Origin of the sequence: Paenarthrobacter sp. NPDC091711 (assembly GCF_044756605.1) — a bacterium.
GTDB lineage: Bacteria > Actinomycetota > Actinomycetes > Actinomycetales > Micrococcaceae > Arthrobacter.
In genome coordinates this window covers 86,642-103,374 of sequence record NZ_JBIVTF010000015.1, presented here as the reverse complement: position 1 = coordinate 103,374, position 16,733 = coordinate 86,642, and the positions used below count along the sequence as shown (strand labels likewise).

Sequence of the window (16,733 nt, the reverse complement as noted above, 5' to 3'; positions counted from 1 at the left end):
TTCGGCCCGGCCTCCGGCCGGGCTTTTCCCACTCGCAACGCCCCGGCGCTCTATAACACCCACCCCCCCCCTGGCGTGTTTGGGGTGTTTGTCCCCCCCCCCCCAACCCCCCACAACTGCCACCTAGCTGGGAGAGCCCACATCACCGGTGAGGTATCGCTGAATGTTGGGGGCAACCCAGCGGACCACGTCGTCCTGATCCGCCGATGCCAGCGGCTCGAGTCGGATCACGTACCGGACCAGCATCAGCCCTACCACTTGAGTTGCCACAAGATTGCCGCGGACGCGTACTTCTTCGGCCGGGCCGGGAAGTCCTGCCATGATCCTGGACAGGATGGTGCGGTTGACCATCTCGCGCATGAGCGCCGTCTTGGCCTTGGAACCGATGGTTCCGCGCACGAAGGCCACCAGCCCGTGCTGGGCGGGGCCCTCCCACAGCCGCAGTACGGCGCGGACAATCGCTTCTGCCCGCGCTGCGGGGTCCAGGGTTTCGACGCCGGCAAGAACCTCTGCCGGGTCGGCGGGCAACTCCACGCTGGCGGCAAAGAGCTCATCCTTGCCTCCGAAAAAGTGGTGCACCATGGCAGGATCCACTGATGACTCCCGTGCGACCTGGCGCAGGCTTGTCCCTTCGAACCCTTGCTCAGCAAAGAGTTTCCGTGCAGCTGTGAGGATTGCTTGCCTCGAATGGTCTCCTGCGCTTCGGCGTCCCCGGCGCGACGGGGGGATGCTCATCGGGTTTGCCGTCGGAGGGTCAGTGATGCCAGGACCAGGACTGCCAGGACAATCCCGCCCATGATCAGGGCGTCTTGCCACATCGTTGCTGTGGCCTCGGCGTTCCCTGCAATTTCTTTCAAGGCATCCACGGAGAACGTGAGCGGCAGAACACCGGAGATAGCTTCCAGGACCTCGTTCATCTCGTCCCGCGCCACGAACAAGCCGCACAACAGGATCTGCGGGACCACCACCACTGGCATGAACTGCACGGCCTGGAACTCGGTTCGGGCAAAGGCGGAACACAGGAGACCCAGGGCGACGCCCAGGACGGCGTTGATGACGGCAATCATCACCACGAAGCCGGGGCTTCCCTTGATGTCGAGGCCGAAAACCCAATAAGCCACAGCCGTCGCCACCAGCGACTGCAGGGTGGCCATGATGGAGAAGGCCAGGGCATAGCCGAACAGCAGGTCTGCCTTATGGATGGGGGTGGTCAGGAGACGTTCCAGGGTGCCGGACGTGCGCTCCCGAAGCATGGTGATGGAGGTGACCAGGAACATGACCACGAAGGGGAAGATGGCCAGCATCATCAAGCCAACGCGGTCAAAGGTGCGGGGAAACCCCGGTGGGAGTGTTTCGTTTTCGAAGAGGAAGTAGACGGCGGTCAGCAGCAATGCGGGGACCACGAGGATGAGCGCAACGCTCCGGTGATCGTGCCGCAGTTGTCCAAGGACCCTCGTTGTTGTGGCAAGTGTCATTCTCAAGTTCACGTCGCCACCTGGCGTTCTTCCTGACCACGATCAGCGGCCTTAATGATGGTCAGGAAAGCCCGCTCCAGATCCTCGCTCCGTCCGCGGCGGGCCAGTTCCGCAGGCGTCAGTTGCGCCAGCAGGAGGCCATCACGCAGGAGTAGCAGCGAGGAACAATGGGAGGCTTCCTCCATCACGTGGCTGGAGACCAGCAGGGTTGTTCCGGCGGCCGCCATGGCGGCAAAGCGCTCCCATAGTTCGGCCCTCAGCACCGGATCAAGCCCGACGGTGGGCTCGTCCAGGACCAACAGCTTCGGGTGGGCAACCAGGGCGCATGCGAGGGAGACCCGGCTGAATTGTCCGCCGGACAGGTCCGCAGCCTTATTGCGGGCAAGCGATTCAAGTCCGACGGCGGCAATCGCCTCCGCGGTGTCCGCCGCCGTCGCGTTGTGCATGGCGCCGAAGTAGCGCACGTTCGCTTGGACGCTCAGGTCCGGGTACACGCTGGCACCCTGGGTGACGTATCCGACGTCGTGCCTGAGCGGTGCGTTGCCGGCCGGGCGGCCGAGGACGGTGACGCTACCCTGGCTGATTCGCTGGACCCCGACAATTGCCCGCATGAGAGTTGTCTTGCCGCTGCCGGAGGGGCCCAGGAGTCCTGTGATCCGGCCAGCCGCAACCTCAAAGTCCAAGCCTCTGAGGATCTTGCTGCGGGACCGGGACACATGAAGCCCCGTCGCCTCGATTGCTGCTGGAAGGGGCGTCATGCGGGCCTCCGATGCGGCTCCATTAATTCACCAGATGATGAATTAAAAGTAAGTCCGGCGTGCACCACGGTCAAGGGTCGCAACCCCGGCGCAGCTGGCAATCTTGAAAATGTGTCTGCGATCACATAGGTTCTTTCCAAGCCGTGTCGTTGGGGTGCGGGTGGTACAGGGGGGAATCATGATCAAGACCTTGACGGGCGCCATCGGCGGCCAGGCCATCCGTGAGCTCGGCAGTTTCCATTGCTTCCCAGCCGCAGGCGATCCCGTTCCGCTGGAGGGTACGGCGATCTAGTCTCCGGACAGAGTCTGCGGCCGGCCGGCCGCTGAGCCACGCCATCGCAGGATGACCAGCCGGTTGCGGCCAGGGGCTTCCAAACGCGACGGCGTGGCTCTTCTATGTGCACGCCCTTGGTATGAGCAGGCTCTTGGAGCACGCCAACCTGGCCCGTTCGAGTGGCCGCGCTGTCTGCCGGTAGATTAGTAGACAGTTGTTTTTGCCACATCTGCCATAGAAACGGATACGTACCCGTGGTCCTTCGCCTTTCCCAGCTGTTCCTGCGCACCCTGCGTGAAGATCCCGTCGACGCCGAGGTCGCCAGCCACAAGCTCCTTGTCCGCGCCGGCTACATCCGCCGCGCCGCACCCGGCATCTACACGTGGCTGCCACTGGGGCTGAGCGTCCTACGCAAGGTGGAGGAGATCATCCGCCAGGAGATGTCCGCCATCGGAGCGCAGGAAGTCCACTTCCCGGCGCTGCTTCCCCGCGAACCCTACGAGGCCACCAACCGCTGGACCGAATATGGCGAGGGCCTGTTCCGCCTCCAGGACCGTAAGGGCGCGGACTACCTCCTTGCCCCCACGCATGAGGAAATGTTCACGCTCCTGGTCAAGGACCTGTACTCCTCGTACAAGGACCTGCCGCTGAGCCTCTACCAGATCCAGAACAAATACCGCGATGAAGCACGTCCGCGGGCGGGGCTCCTCCGTGGCCGCGAGTTCATCATGAAGGATTCTTACTCCTTCGACATCGATGACGCGGGCCTGGACGCAAGCTACGCTGCACACCGCGGCGCCTACCTGAAGATCTTTGAGCGCCTCGGCCTGGAAGTCATTCCAGTAGCAGCCACGGCCGGTGCCATGGGCGGCTCCAAGAGTGAGGAATTCCTGTTCCCCACCGAGATCGGCGAGGACACGTTTGTACGCTCCGCCGGGGGCTACTATGCCAACGTCGAAGCCGTGACCACTGTTGTCCCGGACGAGATCGATTTCAGTAATGCACCGGCCGCCCAGGTGCTGGACACGCCGAACACCCCCACCATCGATACTCTGGTGGACGCTGCCAACCAGCTGGCTCCGCGCAGTGAGTCCGACGGCGGCGCATGGACTGCCGCTGACACGCTCAAGAACGTCGTCCTTGCCGTCACGCTGCCCACGGGTGAGCGCCAGATCGTGGTCATCGGTGTTCCCGGCGACCGCGGAGTGGACCTCAAGCGTGTGGAAGCAAACATCGGCTTGCACCTGCCCATCGCCGGCGAAATCGGCCTGGAAGCAGCCAACGAAGAAGACCTCAAGAAGTTGCCGTGGCTGGTCAAGGGCTACATTGGACCCGGCTTGTCCCTCGACGAGCCGGTTCTGGGCCTTGAAGGTTCGTCCAAGGTTCTCTTCCTTGTGGATCCCCGCGTTGTCTCCGGCACCAGCTGGGTGACAGGGGCCAACGCTGAGGGCAAGCACGTCTTCGGCTTGGTGGCAGGCCGCGACTTCGCGTGGGACGGCGTGATCGAGAGCACCGATGTGCGTGCGGGCGACCCCGCCCCGGACGGCTCAGGACCGCTGGAAACTGCACGAGGCATTGAAATGGGCCACATTTTCCAGCTCGGCCGCAAGTACGCTGAAGCCCTGGATCTGAAGGTCCTGGACCAGAATGGCAAGCAGCAGGTTGTCACCATGGGCTCCTACGGCGTGGGCGTGACGCGTGCCGTCGCAGCGTTGGCTGAAGCAAACCACGACGACCGTGGCCTCGTGTGGCCGCGCTCCGTGGCCCCTGCAGATGTCCACGTGGTGGCAGTCGGCCGTGGCGACGAGATCTTCGAAGCCGCTGAAAGGCTCTCCGCTGAGCTCGAAGCCGCCGGCCTGGACGTCATTTTCGATGACCGTCCCAAGGTCTCTCCCGGCGTGAAGTTCGGCGATGCGGAACTGGTGGGCGTACCGACCATCCTGGCCGTTGGCCGCGGACTGGTGGACGGTGTCGTCGAGATCAAGGACCGCCGCAGCGGCGAAGCCGAGAACATTGCGGTGGACAAAGCCGTGGATTACGTGGTCAACGCTGTACGAACCCGGTGATTTCCGGCTTCGAATCGATCCAGCTCACCACTCTCATCCTGATTGTGGTGGCTGGATTTGCAGCCGGCTGGGTTGATGCCGTCGTAGGGGGCGGGGGACTGATTCAGCTCCCCGCCCTGCTGCTGGTACCGGGCATCACTCCGGTGCAGGCCTTGGCAACCAACAAGATGGGCTCCATCTTCGGGACCACCACCAGCGCCGTGACCTACTACCGCCGCGTTGGACCGGATCTGAAGACCGCTATTCCCATGGCGGTGATCGCCCTGGCCGGCAGTTTCGGCGGAGCCATTCTTGCTGCGTCTCTTCCAGCCAGTGTTTTCAAGCCGATCATTGTGGTGGCGTTGATCGCCGTCGCCGTGTTCACCGCACTGCGTCCCGGTGCCGGCGAACTGACCGCGCTGCGCCACGACGGTCACAAACACTATGTGGTGGCATGCCTCATCGGCGCCGTCATTGGCTTTTACGACGGTTTGATTGGGCCTGGCACCGGCTCGTTCCTGGTGATCGCACTCGTGTCGGCCATGGGCTATGCCTTCCTTGAGGCCAGCGCCAAGGCGAAGATCGTCAACATGGCCACCAACGCCGGAGCTTTGATCTTCTTCCTGCCGCACGGGTCACTTCTGTGGGGCGTGGGACTGGTTCTCGGACTGGCAAACATGGCAGGCGGCTATCTTGGGGCCCGCACTGCCGTGGCCAAGGGGAGCGGCTTTGTGCGCATCGTTTTCCTGCTGGTGGTGGCCGCCTTGATCATCAAGCTCGGCGTGGATGTCTGGAACGAGAACTTCGCAGCGTAGGGCTGCCGCAGCCGGTTTCAGATGAAGCTGCCGTTGGCGTTGGCGAGGGTCCTCAAACCGCGGACGACGGCGTGAGGCACCAAGGCGCTCGACGCCGGGTTGGCAGGGGAAGCCTCGTTCGTCACGCGGATGTCGAAGGTGCCCAGGGAAGTCTCCGCTGTGACATGGTGGGACGTCTGCCGGGCTGCAGGGTCCGCGATCAATACAGCCTCCACCACACCCCAATCGCCCGCGGCGAGGGCCAACGCGGACACCACGTTGGTGGATTTGGGGAAAGCCTTGATCAGTTCGGCCGGTCCACCCCGCAGTAACTCCACGGGGTGGACAGCGGTGAGAAGTCGATCCTTCGTTTCGCCATCCATCCATGGCTGGATCAACGCAGCAGGAAGCTTTCGCGATTCCACGGTGATGCGGTGAATGGTGCCACCTGCGCAGGCAGCGGTGATCGCGTCCAGTCCACCCAACGCCCCGGTTGTCAGGTGCGTCCGGCCGGGACCGTCGTCGAGCAGCGTTTTCCGTAGGGACGCATCACACAGCGCCCCTATCGAGGTGACCAGCAGATCCTTCCCGGCCGAAACAACCCGGGGACCGAACTCGGCAATTGATCCAACGCCGGCGCACTCCACCACCACATCAGCGATGTCCAGGGCTTCTTCGAAGCTGAAACCTGTCCCTGCGTCGCCGTGGGGAACCACACCGGTGAGTTCTACTCCCGGGGCGGCCCCGGCGTCGAGCAGTTCGGCCACCCGCGATCCAATGGCGCCGGAACCGATCATTGCGACCTTCAGGGTCATGGTGTCAGGCCCCTTCGCCAGGGTCGGGGAGATCATGTGCCCGCGGCAGGGAGTCCAGTGTGCTGCCGGCCAGGGTGCTGGCAACCCAGAGGGAACGGGCAAGGTCACCGGCGTGCCGGGGTTTCGCGGCGTACCACAAGGCGTTCTGCACCTCCCGGGCGATGCTCCATTGCCGGGCAATCTCAGGATCCAATCCGGCGGCACGGCTAAAGTCATGGCAGCGCTCCAGCAGCGCGGCCTCCGGATCCGTCCGTGGAAGATCGTGGATGCGGTTCCATAGGATGGGGGCCACCGCGAACTCAGCCTCGCCGATCTGTGGCTGTGGATCGATGGCCAGATAGTCGCCGCGGAGGGACGGTTTTTTGGCGTCGGGGGTGGCAAGAATGTTCATGAAGTGAAGATCCGTGTGCACCAGGACATCTGTTCCGGAGCGGCGCCCTACGGCCCCGCGCGTCTGGCACACCTCCAGTGCCGCTTCCAGCAACCACCTGGGGAAGGGGCGATCCAGATGGTCCCATTCGGCTGGCAGTTCGTCGCTCCACCGCTCGGCGGTGGCGGCAACATGGTCCAAAGCCCGCCATTCTCCCCGGAGGTCCGGCTGGATGGAGAGCTTGCGCATGATGTCCCCCCACGCGTCCCTGGCTTCATCCAGAGGGGCGTCCTGAAGCCAGCGGGAGGCATCCAGGCGTTCAAGCAGCATGGAGCAACTTGCGTCATCCGAGGCGAGAAGCCGGACGGCGCCGTGACCGTTCCACAGAGCCAGTGCGTAGCGCTCCACCAGTGCTTCTTCGTGGGGAAATGCAATCTTCAAGGCAGCGGGGGTATCACCCTGAACGACGGGCACCACCAGGGCTCCATGGCCGTTCCAAGGCTCGCCGCCTGGCGCCAGGTCCACGGAAAGCTCCCAACGCTCCAACGCCTCAGAGATGAGCCCCGGGAGGCTTGCCAGCCAATCCCTGCCCGCCGAGTCGCGGTTGTACCGGGCGTGGAGGTCGCCCGGGATGGGAATCATCGCGTGAAGGGTCACGCCAACAGCCTAACTCTGCCTCGCCATGCGCCCCTTAGAAAACGCCGCTGGCCCCCAACAGGGTTCCCATCAAGAAGGTGGCGGCCAGGGCCAAAGCCCCGCCGAGCACTACCCTGACCGCGGCGCGGAAGCGGGAAGCACCGCCGATCCAGGCACCCACTGCACCGGTGATCGCCAGAGCCAGCAAGACTGCTACGAACGTCAGGGGAACCCGCATCCCGGGTGGAGGCAGCAGCATGGCCAGCATGGGGAGAGCAGCACCCAAAGTGAAGGCTGTGGCGGAAGCCCAGGCTGCGCTCCAGGGGCTGACGATGTCATCTTGCTGGATATTGAGCTCGGCTGAGAGGTGGGCAGCCAAGGCGTCGTGTTCGGTCAGTTCCTGTGCCACTGTCCGGGCCGTCTTTGCGCTGAGCCCTTTGGACTCGTAGATGGCGGCCAACTCCTCAAGTTCATCTTCGGGTTGCTCCGCCAGTTCACGCTTTTCCTTGTCAATCAGCGCTTTTTGGGTGTCGCTCTGGCTGCTGACGGATACGTACTCGCCCAAAGCCATGGATATGGCGCCACCCACCAGGCCTGCGGTGCCGGCAGAGAGAATAACGCCGGTGTTGGTGGTGGCACCGGCCACACCCACCAGGATCGCAGCGACGGAAACGATGCCGTCATTGGCGCCCAGGACGCCGGCCCGCAACCAGTTCAACCGATGTGCCAGATCGTCCCGGTGGGGTTCGTTTTCATGCGTGGTGGCAGTTTCCGTGGAAGCCATGCATCAAGCCAAGCACCGGCAGGCGGTCCTGACCAGCATGGATAGGCTCGCCTATCCGCCCTGGAAAGCGCCAGTGGAGGAGGCCGTGGAAGCGCCAGTCGAAGCGACAGTTGAAGTGGGCGTCGGCAGCGAAGGGAGCTCCCCGGCGTCGAGCATGAGTCCAGGCAGCGGAGGCAGCGGCGCTCCCCAGGCCATGCTCCTGCGGGCAGCGGCCACAAGGCCGTCAACGGCCCAAACACGCGTCTCGTCCGTGGACAAGGCAACAAGGTCACCGAATCGGGGCAGGGAGGCAAGTTCAACGGAACCAAGGAATGTTGCCGGATCCTGGGCAAGCTGTTCCGGTACCCGGTAGCCCGCCTCGCTCGTGGGTGCGTCTGCGCAGTTGGCGCTGGTGAGTGATTCTGCCTGCTGGAGCAACGCCTCGTGAACTTGCAAATGCTTGGCAGCGGCCACCGACTTCGTCTCATCCAGCCGCTTCAGGGCCACTTGGTAAACGTAGATCGCTTCCTGCTGCGAGCGAACCACCGCAGCCAGAGCGGTGTCGGTGGTAGCGGAGGTCGGTTCCGGGGTGGGGATGGCTGAGGGGCAGGAGACTGCCAAAGGTGTTGGCGCAGGAGCCCTGGTTTCCAAGACCGTTGTCTGATCCGGCAGCGGAAGCTGCCACTCCGCAGCCAGCTTTTCGGCCTGAAGCACCTGTGCGGATCCGACGGCGGCAAGCAGGCGGGCCATCCCGCCGTCGGCCGTGCGGGCATCAGCCAGGCGCTTCCAGCCACTGCCGGCCAACCCGGTCAGGAAAGAGCCGCGGCCGCTCGGTGCCGTTGCGGCCGTGGCCGAAGTGCCGGATGGGGTGGCGCTGGATGTCTCGCTTGATGTTGCGCCGTTGGGGTCGAATAGCGCTTGAGCGTGGGTTGTCAGCAAAGTCACAGCAGTGCCCAGTGCCGGCCTTCCGGCCTCGGGAGCCGCGGACTCTGCCAGCGTGGTGGCCGATTCCCGGAGCAGCAGCGTGTCCTCCAACGCCGTCAAGCGCGCAGTTTCGGAGAACGAGACGGCCGGGGGAGTACCGGAATCACGCGGAATAAGCACCATTCCGGTGCCGGCAACAAGCAGTGCCACCACCGTAACCAGTAAAACCCGGCCCCAAGGTGGTGTTCGTCGTTTTTCGCTTGTCTCCCCGTTCACAACAGACCATGGTGTCACGTGGACGGGGAAGTCCGTGCACCATGTTCCCGGGAAAATCGTTAGGCTAGTAGTCACAACAACATCTATCGGGAGGCGGCGGGCAACGTGAGTGACTCGGAAGCCACGACTTCAACAGACCGTTCTGAATCGAACTCAACGGCCACCATCCACAACCCGGAAGAGAGCAGGCTCAAAGCGCTGCTCGAACCGGCCGTCCTTGCCAGCAGGCTCTACCTCGAGGATGTTTCCATCCACGTTGCCGGTTCACACCGCACGGTCCACGTCGTGGTGGACCTTCCTCAGGAAGAGACCGGAGGCGTCAGCCTGGACGCTATCGCGGACGTCTCACGTGGACTGTCCGATATTTTGGACAACGATCCCCATGACGACGGTCGCCCCTATGACCTCGAGGTTTCTTCCCCGGGAGTAAGCCGCCCCTTGACCGAACCGCGTCACTGGCACCGCGCCCGCGGCCGCATGGTCAGGGTCAACGTCATTCAGGGCGACAACCTCCTGGGGCGTATTGCCTCTGTGGGTGACGACGCCGTGACCCTCATCCCTGAGCATGAGGTCAAGAAGGGCATGAAGCCCAAGCAAGGCGAACCCATCACTATTCCTTTCGACAGGATCCGCCAAGGAAAAGTCGAGATTGAATTCAGCCACCTCCATGAGGCTGCGCTGGAAGACGAGCACAACGGACCTTCCGAGGAGGCCTAATGGATATTGACATGAGCGCACTGAGACTCCTGGAGCGTGAGCGTGAAATCCCGCTGGATCTCCTGATTCCCACCATCGAGCAAGCACTGCTGGTGGCGTACCACAAGACGCCCGGCGCCTTCGAAAAGGCCCGTGCCGAGTTGGACCGCAAGAGCGGCCACGTGACCATTTGGGCTACGGAAATCGACGACGACGGCGAGCCCATCGGCGAGTTCGAGGACACCCCGGCCGGTTTCGGCCGCATCGCTGCCAGCACAGCACGCCAGATTATTCTGCAGCGCCTTCGCGATGTGGAAGACGACAACGTGCTGGGCGAATTCAAGGGCCGTGAAGGCGAGCTCGTGGCCGGCATGATCCAGCAGGGCAACAACCCGCACATGATTCAGGTCAACCTCGGAGCTGTGGAAGCATTGCTGCCGCCGCCCGAGCAGGTTCCCGGTGAGAAGTACCTCCACGGAAGCCGCTTGCGTGCCTTCGTGGTGGACGTGCACCGCGGCGCCAAGGGTCCCTCCATCACCTTGTCCCGTTCCCACCCCGGCCTGGTCCGCAAGCTGTTCGAAATGGAAGTTCCGGAAATTGCGGATCACTCGGTGGAGATCGTGGCACTGGCCCGCGAAGCCGGTCACCGTACCAAGATCGCGGTCAAGGCCAACATTCCCGGCGTCAACGCAAAGGGTGCGTGCATCGGCGAGATGGGTTCCCGTGTGCGGGCAGTCATGACCGAACTCAACGACGAAAAGATCGACATCGTTGACTTCAGCGAGGACCCCGCCACCTTCATCGCCAACTCGTTGTCGCCGTCGCGAGTGAATTCCGTCACTATCACGGACGAATCAACCCGCTCCGCCCGCGTCGTGGTGCCCGATTACCAGCTTTCGCTGGCGATCGGCAAAGAGGGCCAGAACGCTCGGCTCGCAGCCAAGCTGACCGGTTGGCGCATCGATATCGTCTCGGATGCCGCTCCGGCCAAGACGGATTAGCGGTTGAACTGGCGGCCCGTGCCGCCGGTTCCGCGCCGCGCTGGCGGCGTCCTTGGTTTCGGGAGACCGGCGCCGGGGGGCTAGACTAGATGGAACCGGGCTTACGTCCGGTATCCGCGCGCTTTGGCGTGCCTCAGCTGCATGCGCAGGACCGGGGCCCGTCGGGTGCCAGTAGCGTAAGGCAGGTTGGACACGTCGTGGCTGAACTGCTTGAACACGGCCATGGGCCTGTTCGCACGTGCATCGGATGCCGGAAGCAAGGCTCCCGGTCCGAGCTTGTCCGGCTGGTCGCCCAAGGCAGCGGTTCGTCCGCTGTTCTGGTGGATGAACGACGCCGGATGGCCGGCAGGGGTGCGTGGCTGCACCCCAGCGAAAAGTGCTTGGCATTGGCGATCAAGCGGCGAGCTTTTGGAAGGGCCCTGGCGGGTGCTTCCGACACAGACGCCGTGGAACGATTCCTGAAGCCAGGCACGCCACTTGCGGAGGCCCAGGCCGCCGCAGGAAAACCGTCCAAACCTGAAAGCGGGTCAGAAAACTGATGGAAACCCGATGAGTTCCCAGCGATGAGTGCGTAACGATGACAACTTTGTTGCGCTCTGCAATGGGCCTTTCAATCGCGCAAGCGGCGAAGGCCCGCAGTAAGAAGTAGACGGTTCGTGCCTGGCTCGGTGCGGACCGAGACAGGAGAAATGTGGCCAAGGTCCGCGTACATGAGCTCGCCAAAGAGCTCGGTATTACTTCCAAAGATGCAGTAACCAAACTGCAGGAATTGGGCGAATTCGTTCGCTCCGCCTCGTCAACAATTGAGGCCCCCGTCGTGAAGAAGCTTCGCGACGCCTACCCGGGTGCCGGCGCTGCCAAGGCCGCCGCTCCCGCAGCAGCTCCGGCGGCGAACCGCCCCGCAGCATCCCGTCCGGCCGCTCCGGCACCGGGACCTGCAGCTCCGAAGGCCCCGGCCCCGGCACCTGCAGCCCCCGCTCCGGCAGCTCCGGCAGCCGCTGCTCCGGCAGCACCGTCAGCACCTGCCCCGGCAGCCCCCGCAGCTCCGGCTGCATCCACTCCGGTTTCGGCCAAGCCCGGCGCACGTCCTGCTCCCAAGGCAGAGACTCCGGCTCCGGCACGCCAAGGTGGCCAGGCTCCGCGTCCCGGTGGTCCCCGTCCGGGTAACAACCCGTTTGCCACGTCCCAGGGAATGCCCCGTGGCCGTGGTGGCGACGGAGATCGTCCGCCGCGTCCGGGCAATAACCCGTTTGCACCGTCCCAGGGCATGCCCCGAGGCGAACGCCGCAATGATGGCGAACGCACCGGCGGTCCGCGTCCCGCGGCCGGTGCCGGTGGACCCCGTCCCGCAGCTGGTACCGGTGGTCCCCGTCCGGGCGCTCCGCGTCCCGGTGCACCCCGTCCGGGCGCACCGCGTCCCGCTGGCGGTCCCGGTGCAGGAAACCGTCCTACTCCGGGCATGATGCCCAACCGCACTGAGCGTCCGGCTCCCGGTGGCGCAGGCCGTCCGGGTGGCGCAGGCCGTCCCGGTGGCGGACCCGGTCGTCCCGGTGGCGCACCTGGTGCAGGTACCGGTGGCGGCGCTCCCGCCGGCGGTGGCTTCGGCAAGGGTGGCCGCGGTCGCGGTGGCACCCAGGGTGCCTTCGGTAAGGGCGGCGCCGGTCGCGGCAAGCAGCGCAAGTCGAAGCGTGCAAAGCGCCAGGAACTGGAGCAGATGAGTGCTCCGTCGCTGGGCGGCGTATCGGTACCCCGCGGTGATGGCGAGACCATCATCCGCCTGCGTCGTGGCTCGTCCATCACGGACTTTGCCGAGAAGATCGATGCAAACCCCGCGTCGCTGGTGACCGTGCTGTTCCACCTCGGTGAAATGGCAACGGCAACGCAGTCCCTCGACGAAGACACCTTTGGCCTGCTTGGCGCCGAACTTGGCTACAAGCTCCAGGTTGTTTCCCCTGAGGATGAAGAGCGCGAGCTGCTGGATCAGTTCGACATCAACATCCAGGACGAACTCGACGCCGAAGGTGACGACGTTCTCGAGGCACGCGCACCGGTTGTTACCGTCATGGGTCACGTTGACCATGGTAAGACCCGCCTGTTGGACGCCATCCGTAACTCGAACGTTGTGGCCGGCGAGCACGGTGGCATCACCCAGCACATCGGTGCTTACCAGATCAGCCACGTCCACGAGGGCACGGCCCGCGACATCACCTTCATTGACACCCCCGGTCACGAGGCCTTCACGGCCATGCGTGCACGTGGTGCCAAGGTCACTGACATCGCGATCCTGGTTGTTGCAGCCGACGACGGCGTTATGCCGCAGACGGTGGAAGCACTCAACCACGCCCAGGCAGCCAACGTGCCGATCGTCGTCGCAGTGAACAAGATCGACAAGGAAGGCGCCAACCCTGACAAGGTCAAGGGCCAGCTGACCGAGTACGGCCTGGTTCCGGAAGAATACGGTGGCGACACCATGTTCGTTGAGGTCTCTGCCCGCCAGAACCTGAACATCGACGAACTGATCGACGCCGTCCTGCTGACGGCCGATGCCGCCCTGGACCTGCGCGCCAACCCGGACAAGGACGCTCGAGGCATTGCCATCGAAGCGAACCTGGACAAGGGCCGCGGTGCAGTTGCCACCGTCCTGGTTCAGTCCGGAACCTTGGCAGTGGGCGACACGATCGTGGCCGGTACGGCTCACGGCCGCGTCCGCGCCATGTTCGACGAGAACGGCGAGGCACTCGATGTCGCACTGCCGTCCCGCCCGGTTCAGGTCCTCGGCCTGTCCAACGTGCCGCGTGCAGGTGACACCTTCCTGGTAACACCTGACGAGCGTACGGCCCGCCAGATCGCTGAGAAGCGTGAAGCTGCCGACCGCAACGCCGCACTGGCCAAGCGCCGCAAGCGCATCAGCCTGGAAGACTTTGACCAGGCCGTTGCCGAAGGCAAGATCGACACCCTCAACCTCATCCTCAAGGGTGACGTATCCGGTGCTGTGGAAGCCCTCGAAGACGCCTTGCTCAAGATCGACGTCGGAGACGACGACGTTCAGCTTCGTGTCATCCACCGCGGTGTGGGTGCCATCACGCAGAACGACGTCAACCTGGCCACGGTTGACAACGCCATCATCATTGGCTTCAACGTCAAGCCGGCCGAGCGTGTTGCTGAACTGGCCGATCGTGAAGGCGTGGACATGCGCTTCTACTCGGTCATCTACGCAGCAATCGATGACATCGAGATGGCTCTCAAGGGCATGCTCAAGCCGGAATACGAAGAGGTCCAACTCGGTACCGCCGAGGTCCGCGAAGTCTTCCGTTCTTCCAAGTTCGGAAACATCGCCGGCTCGATCGTCCGCACGGGCATCATCCGCCGTAACTCCAAGGCACGTGTCAGCCGCGACGGCAAGGTCATCGGTGACAACCTCACCGTTGAGACGCTCAAGCGCTTCAAGGATGACGCCACTGAAGTCCGCACCGACTTCGAGTGTGGTATCGGTCTTGGCTCCTTCAATGACATCACTGAAGGCGACATCATCGAGACCTTCGAAATGCGCGAAAAGCCGCGCAGCTAGGTTCCGTTTGGGACGGGTCCGTCGGGTAACCCCGGCGGACCCGTTCCGTTCCCTTTTCTACTTTCCAGGAGGAAGTCATGGCTGATCCCGCACGCGCTGCCAAGCTGGCACAGCGGATAAAGGTGGTTGTTGCTGAGGCCCTCGGACGCCGGGTCAAGGATCCGCGCGTCGAGTCCATCACGGTCACCGACGCCCGCGTCACCAACGACCTTCAGCACGCCACCATCTACTACACCGTTTTCGGTGACGATGTAGCCCAGGCAGATGCTGCCAGGGCATTGGAGAAGGCCAAGGGTGTGCTGCGGCAGGAAGTCGGCCGCAACATCACCGTTCGCCTCACTCCCACCCTCGAGTTCGTGGCTGACCAGATCCCGGTCAATGCCTCCAACCTTGAGGAGCTGCTCCGTGAAGCCAAGCGTCGCGACGCAGAGGTAGCCGCTCTGGCCGCCAGCGCCAAGCACGCAGGCGAAGCAGACCCCTACAAGGGCGATGCCCCGGAGGACATCGACGAGGACGACTTCGACGAAGAGGACACCGACCTCTCCGGCGACAACGAGCTCGACGAAGACGCCAACCGCTAAAACTTCAGAGTTTTTGTACAGCTCATGCCCTTAAGAAGCCTTCTTAGGGGCATTAGCTGTACTCAAACTCGCTATGATCGGGAGCATGTCGGCGCACAGTGCTCAGCAACGTGAGGAATACCTGAACCTGGCCATCAAGCTGGCCGTTCAGAACGTTTCCGACGGCGGCGGCCCTTTCGGCGCCGTGGTGGTCACCCCGGACGGAACTGTCCATGAGGGAGTGAACCGGGTGACGCGGGACCACGATCCCACAGCGCATGCCGAAGTGGTGGCGATTCGTCGTGCCGCGGCTGCCACCAAGAGCTTCGACCTGTCGGGTTCCGTTCTTTACGCGAGTTGTGAGCCGTGCCCGCTCTGCTTGTCCGCCACGCTCTGGGCCAGGATCGGGCGCGTCTACTTCGCGGCAGACCGGCATGGTGCGGCAAGGGCCGGCTTCGACGACGCCGTGTTCCATGAGTACTTCGCAGGCGCCAGGCCGGAACTACTGCCAGTGGAGCATGCCGCGTTGGCCGCCTCAGATGAACCCTTCGAGGCGTGGCGCAACCACACCCACCGGACGGCGTACTAAGGACCCGCGAAAACTAGAGCTTTGCTGGGAGGCGGTTGACGCCGTCGAGCAGGTCTTGCTGGCCACCGCAGAGGGCGATCCTGATCCATCCCTCGCCAATCGACCCAAACGCCGTGCCCGGCGCGAACGACACGCCCGATTCCGCCAGGAATTTACGCACCCAGGTCCGTACGTCCCCGCCGCTCACATGCGAGACGTCGGCCCACAAATAGAACGCTCCTTGAGCTCCCAGGAACCGGATTCCCTTTTCGGTCAGCACCGCTGATGCTGCGTCCCTGTTGCTTCGGTAGTGATCGCGCGCTTGGGACACGTAGTCCTGTGGGCCTGTCAGCGCCGCCAGGGCGGCGTACTGCGAAGGCGACGCTACGCAGGACACGATTGATTCCATCACGTTGTTCATCTTCTGTTCCAACCCCGGCGGGCAGATCAGGGCACCGATCCGCAGGCCTGTGAGTCCGTAGGTCTTGGACAGCGTCAGGGACGTGAAGACCCGGGCTTCACCGGGGACTTCGCTGTCGAACCGGGCGGGACTGACATGGGGGACATCGAACGTGAAGGCTTCATAGCACTCGTCCGAGATGATCCAGAGGTCGTGCCGGACTGCCAGCTCCACCAGCTCCCGGGTGGCCTTTTCACTGATCACGGCACCCAGAGGATTGGACGGGGAGTTCACCACGATCACGCGGGTCCGGTCCGTAATGAGGGCCTCAATGTCCTCAATATGCGGCTGGAAGTCGTTCTGCGGATACAGCGGGTACTGCACAGGTACGGCGTGCAGCAGCCGGCTGGTCATGACGAATGTGGGGTAACCGGGGTTGGGAATGAGAATCTCATCGCCGGGGGAGAGGAGGAGGCTCATGGCAAAGTGCAGTCCCTGCTGGGCGCCGTCCACTACATAGACGCGCTCCGCGCCGATCTGCACCCCCTGCTGTGCTCGGAAGCGAGCGGCAAAGGCTTCGCGGAGCGCAGGAATCCCGGCATTGGGTGTGTAGTTGGTCTCATCCCTGTCAAGGCAGGCGATGCCGGCGTCCAGGATGTGCCGCGGGAGGGCAAAGCCGGGTTCGCCGATGCTGAGGACGATCGATCCGGGGGTCGCCCAGGCGGCCTCGGTGATTTCGCGGATCTGGTTCACGGGGACGTCACGGACATGTGCGGCAAGCTCAGGCATGGGAGCCATCCTAGCCACCCA

The 16,733-nt window shown here is 63.8% G+C and carries 17 protein-coding genes; 8 read left to right on the top strand and 9 right to left on the bottom strand.

Annotation, left to right across the window (positions count from 1 at the left end):
• Nucleotides 1–123: 123 nt before the first annotated feature.
• The 3 genes from ACIQH5_RS18820 to ACIQH5_RS18810 are packed head-to-tail and all read right to left on the bottom strand — an operon-like array spanning nt 124 to nt 2,233.
• A complete protein-coding gene (locus tag ACIQH5_RS18820; RefSeq protein ID WP_400406358.1) occupies nt 124–735 on the bottom strand; it encodes a TetR family transcriptional regulator in 612 nt (203 codons plus the stop codon).
• The gene (locus tag ACIQH5_RS18815) at nt 732–1,475 is read right to left on the bottom strand and encodes an ABC transporter permease (RefSeq protein ID WP_400406355.1); all 744 of its coding nucleotides are present in this window, start codon (nt 1,473–1,475) and stop codon (nt 732–734) included. The genes ACIQH5_RS18820 and ACIQH5_RS18815 overlap by 4 nt, the downstream gene beginning before the upstream one ends.
• Before the next feature lie 8 nt (nt 1,476–1,483).
• The gene (locus ACIQH5_RS18810) at nt 1,484–2,233 is read right to left on the bottom strand and encodes an ABC transporter ATP-binding protein (protein ID WP_400406352.1); all 750 of its coding nucleotides are present in this window, start codon (nt 2,231–2,233) and stop codon (nt 1,484–1,486) included.
• A 528-nt stretch (nt 2,234–2,761) separates the two neighbouring features.
• On the opposite strand from ACIQH5_RS18810, the gene ACIQH5_RS18805 reads away from it, so the two are divergent.
• Together ACIQH5_RS18805 and ACIQH5_RS18800 are read left to right on the top strand one after the other, a co-directional pair.
• On the top strand, nt 2,762–4,573 hold the full coding sequence (locus ACIQH5_RS18805) for a proline--tRNA ligase (protein WP_400406350.1): 1,812 nt from the start codon (nt 2,762–2,764) through the stop codon (nt 4,571–4,573).
• The gene (locus tag ACIQH5_RS18800; RefSeq protein WP_400406347.1) at nt 4,570–5,367 is read left to right on the top strand and encodes a sulfite exporter TauE/SafE family protein; all 798 of its coding nucleotides are present in this window, start codon (nt 4,570–4,572) and stop codon (nt 5,365–5,367) included. Before ACIQH5_RS18805 ends, ACIQH5_RS18800 begins: the two co-directional genes overlap by 4 nt.
• Before the next feature lie 17 nt (nt 5,368–5,384).
• Here the strand turns inward: ACIQH5_RS18800 and ACIQH5_RS18795 are convergent, their stop codons facing one another.
• From ACIQH5_RS18795 to ACIQH5_RS18780, 4 genes are read right to left on the bottom strand one after another with little or no spacing between them, the layout of a single operon-like run.
• A complete protein-coding gene (locus tag ACIQH5_RS18795) occupies nt 5,385–6,161 on the bottom strand; it encodes an aspartate dehydrogenase domain-containing protein (RefSeq protein ID WP_400406345.1) in 777 nt (258 codons plus the stop codon).
• Nucleotides 6,162–6,165: 4 nt separating this feature from the next.
• Nucleotides 6,166–7,188 (bottom strand): aminoglycoside phosphotransferase family protein, encoded by a 1,023-nt coding sequence (locus ACIQH5_RS18790; RefSeq protein ID WP_400406342.1) that lies wholly within the window; start codon nt 7,186–7,188, stop codon nt 6,166–6,168.
• 34 nt (nt 7,189–7,222) lie between these two features.
• Nucleotides 7,223–7,951, bottom strand: a complete 729-nt coding sequence (locus ACIQH5_RS18785; RefSeq protein WP_400406339.1) for a VIT family protein — start codon at nt 7,949–7,951, stop codon at nt 7,223–7,225.
• 51 nt (nt 7,952–8,002) lie between these two features.
• Complete coding sequence (locus tag ACIQH5_RS18780) at nt 8,003–9,067, bottom strand: DUF4439 domain-containing protein (protein ID WP_400406336.1); 1,065 nt, start codon at nt 9,065–9,067, stop codon at nt 8,003–8,005.
• Between the two features lie 168 nt (nt 9,068–9,235).
• Here ACIQH5_RS18780 and rimP point away from each other — a divergent pair, with 168 nt between their 5' ends.
• Nucleotides 9,236–9,847 (top strand): ribosome maturation factor RimP, encoded by a 612-nt coding sequence (gene rimP / locus ACIQH5_RS18775; RefSeq protein ID WP_011774270.1) that lies wholly within the window; start codon nt 9,236–9,238, stop codon nt 9,845–9,847.
• Nucleotides 9,847–10,827, top strand: a complete 981-nt coding sequence (gene nusA / locus ACIQH5_RS18770; protein ID WP_062067548.1) for a transcription termination factor NusA — start codon at nt 9,847–9,849, stop codon at nt 10,825–10,827. Before rimP ends, nusA begins: the two co-directional genes overlap by 1 nt.
• Nucleotides 10,828–10,928: 101 nt before the next feature.
• On the opposite strand, the gene ACIQH5_RS18765 is transcribed toward nusA, so the two are convergent.
• A complete protein-coding gene (locus ACIQH5_RS18765) occupies nt 10,929–11,192 on the bottom strand; it encodes a hypothetical protein (protein ID WP_400406373.1) in 264 nt (87 codons plus the stop codon).
• On the opposite strand from ACIQH5_RS18765, the gene ACIQH5_RS18760 reads away from it, so the two are divergent.
• From ACIQH5_RS18760 to ACIQH5_RS18745, 4 genes are all read left to right on the top strand, one after another.
• Entirely contained in the window at nt 11,112–11,366 is a 255-nt protein-coding gene (locus ACIQH5_RS18760; RefSeq protein ID WP_400406367.1) for a YlxR family protein, read from the top strand. The two genes, ACIQH5_RS18765 and ACIQH5_RS18760, sit on opposite strands and share 81 nt — an antisense overlap.
• A 152-nt stretch (nt 11,367–11,518) precedes the next feature.
• Complete coding sequence (gene infB, locus ACIQH5_RS18755) at nt 11,519–14,395, top strand: translation initiation factor IF-2 (protein ID WP_400406332.1); 2,877 nt, start codon at nt 11,519–11,521, stop codon at nt 14,393–14,395.
• Between the two features lie 77 nt (nt 14,396–14,472).
• Entirely contained in the window at nt 14,473–14,976 is a 504-nt protein-coding gene (rbfA, locus tag ACIQH5_RS18750) for a 30S ribosome-binding factor RbfA (protein WP_062067557.1), read from the top strand.
• Nucleotides 14,977–15,061: 85 nt separating this feature from the next.
• Nucleotides 15,062–15,544, top strand: coding sequence for a nucleoside deaminase (locus ACIQH5_RS18745; RefSeq protein WP_400406329.1), 483 nt, complete (start codon nt 15,062–15,064; stop codon nt 15,542–15,544).
• Nucleotides 15,545–15,557: 13 nt separating this feature from the next.
• Here the strand turns inward: ACIQH5_RS18745 and ACIQH5_RS18740 are convergent, their stop codons facing one another.
• A complete protein-coding gene (locus ACIQH5_RS18740; RefSeq protein WP_400406326.1) occupies nt 15,558–16,712 on the bottom strand; it encodes a pyridoxal phosphate-dependent aminotransferase in 1,155 nt (384 codons plus the stop codon).
• Nucleotides 16,713–16,733 lie beyond the last annotated feature (21 nt).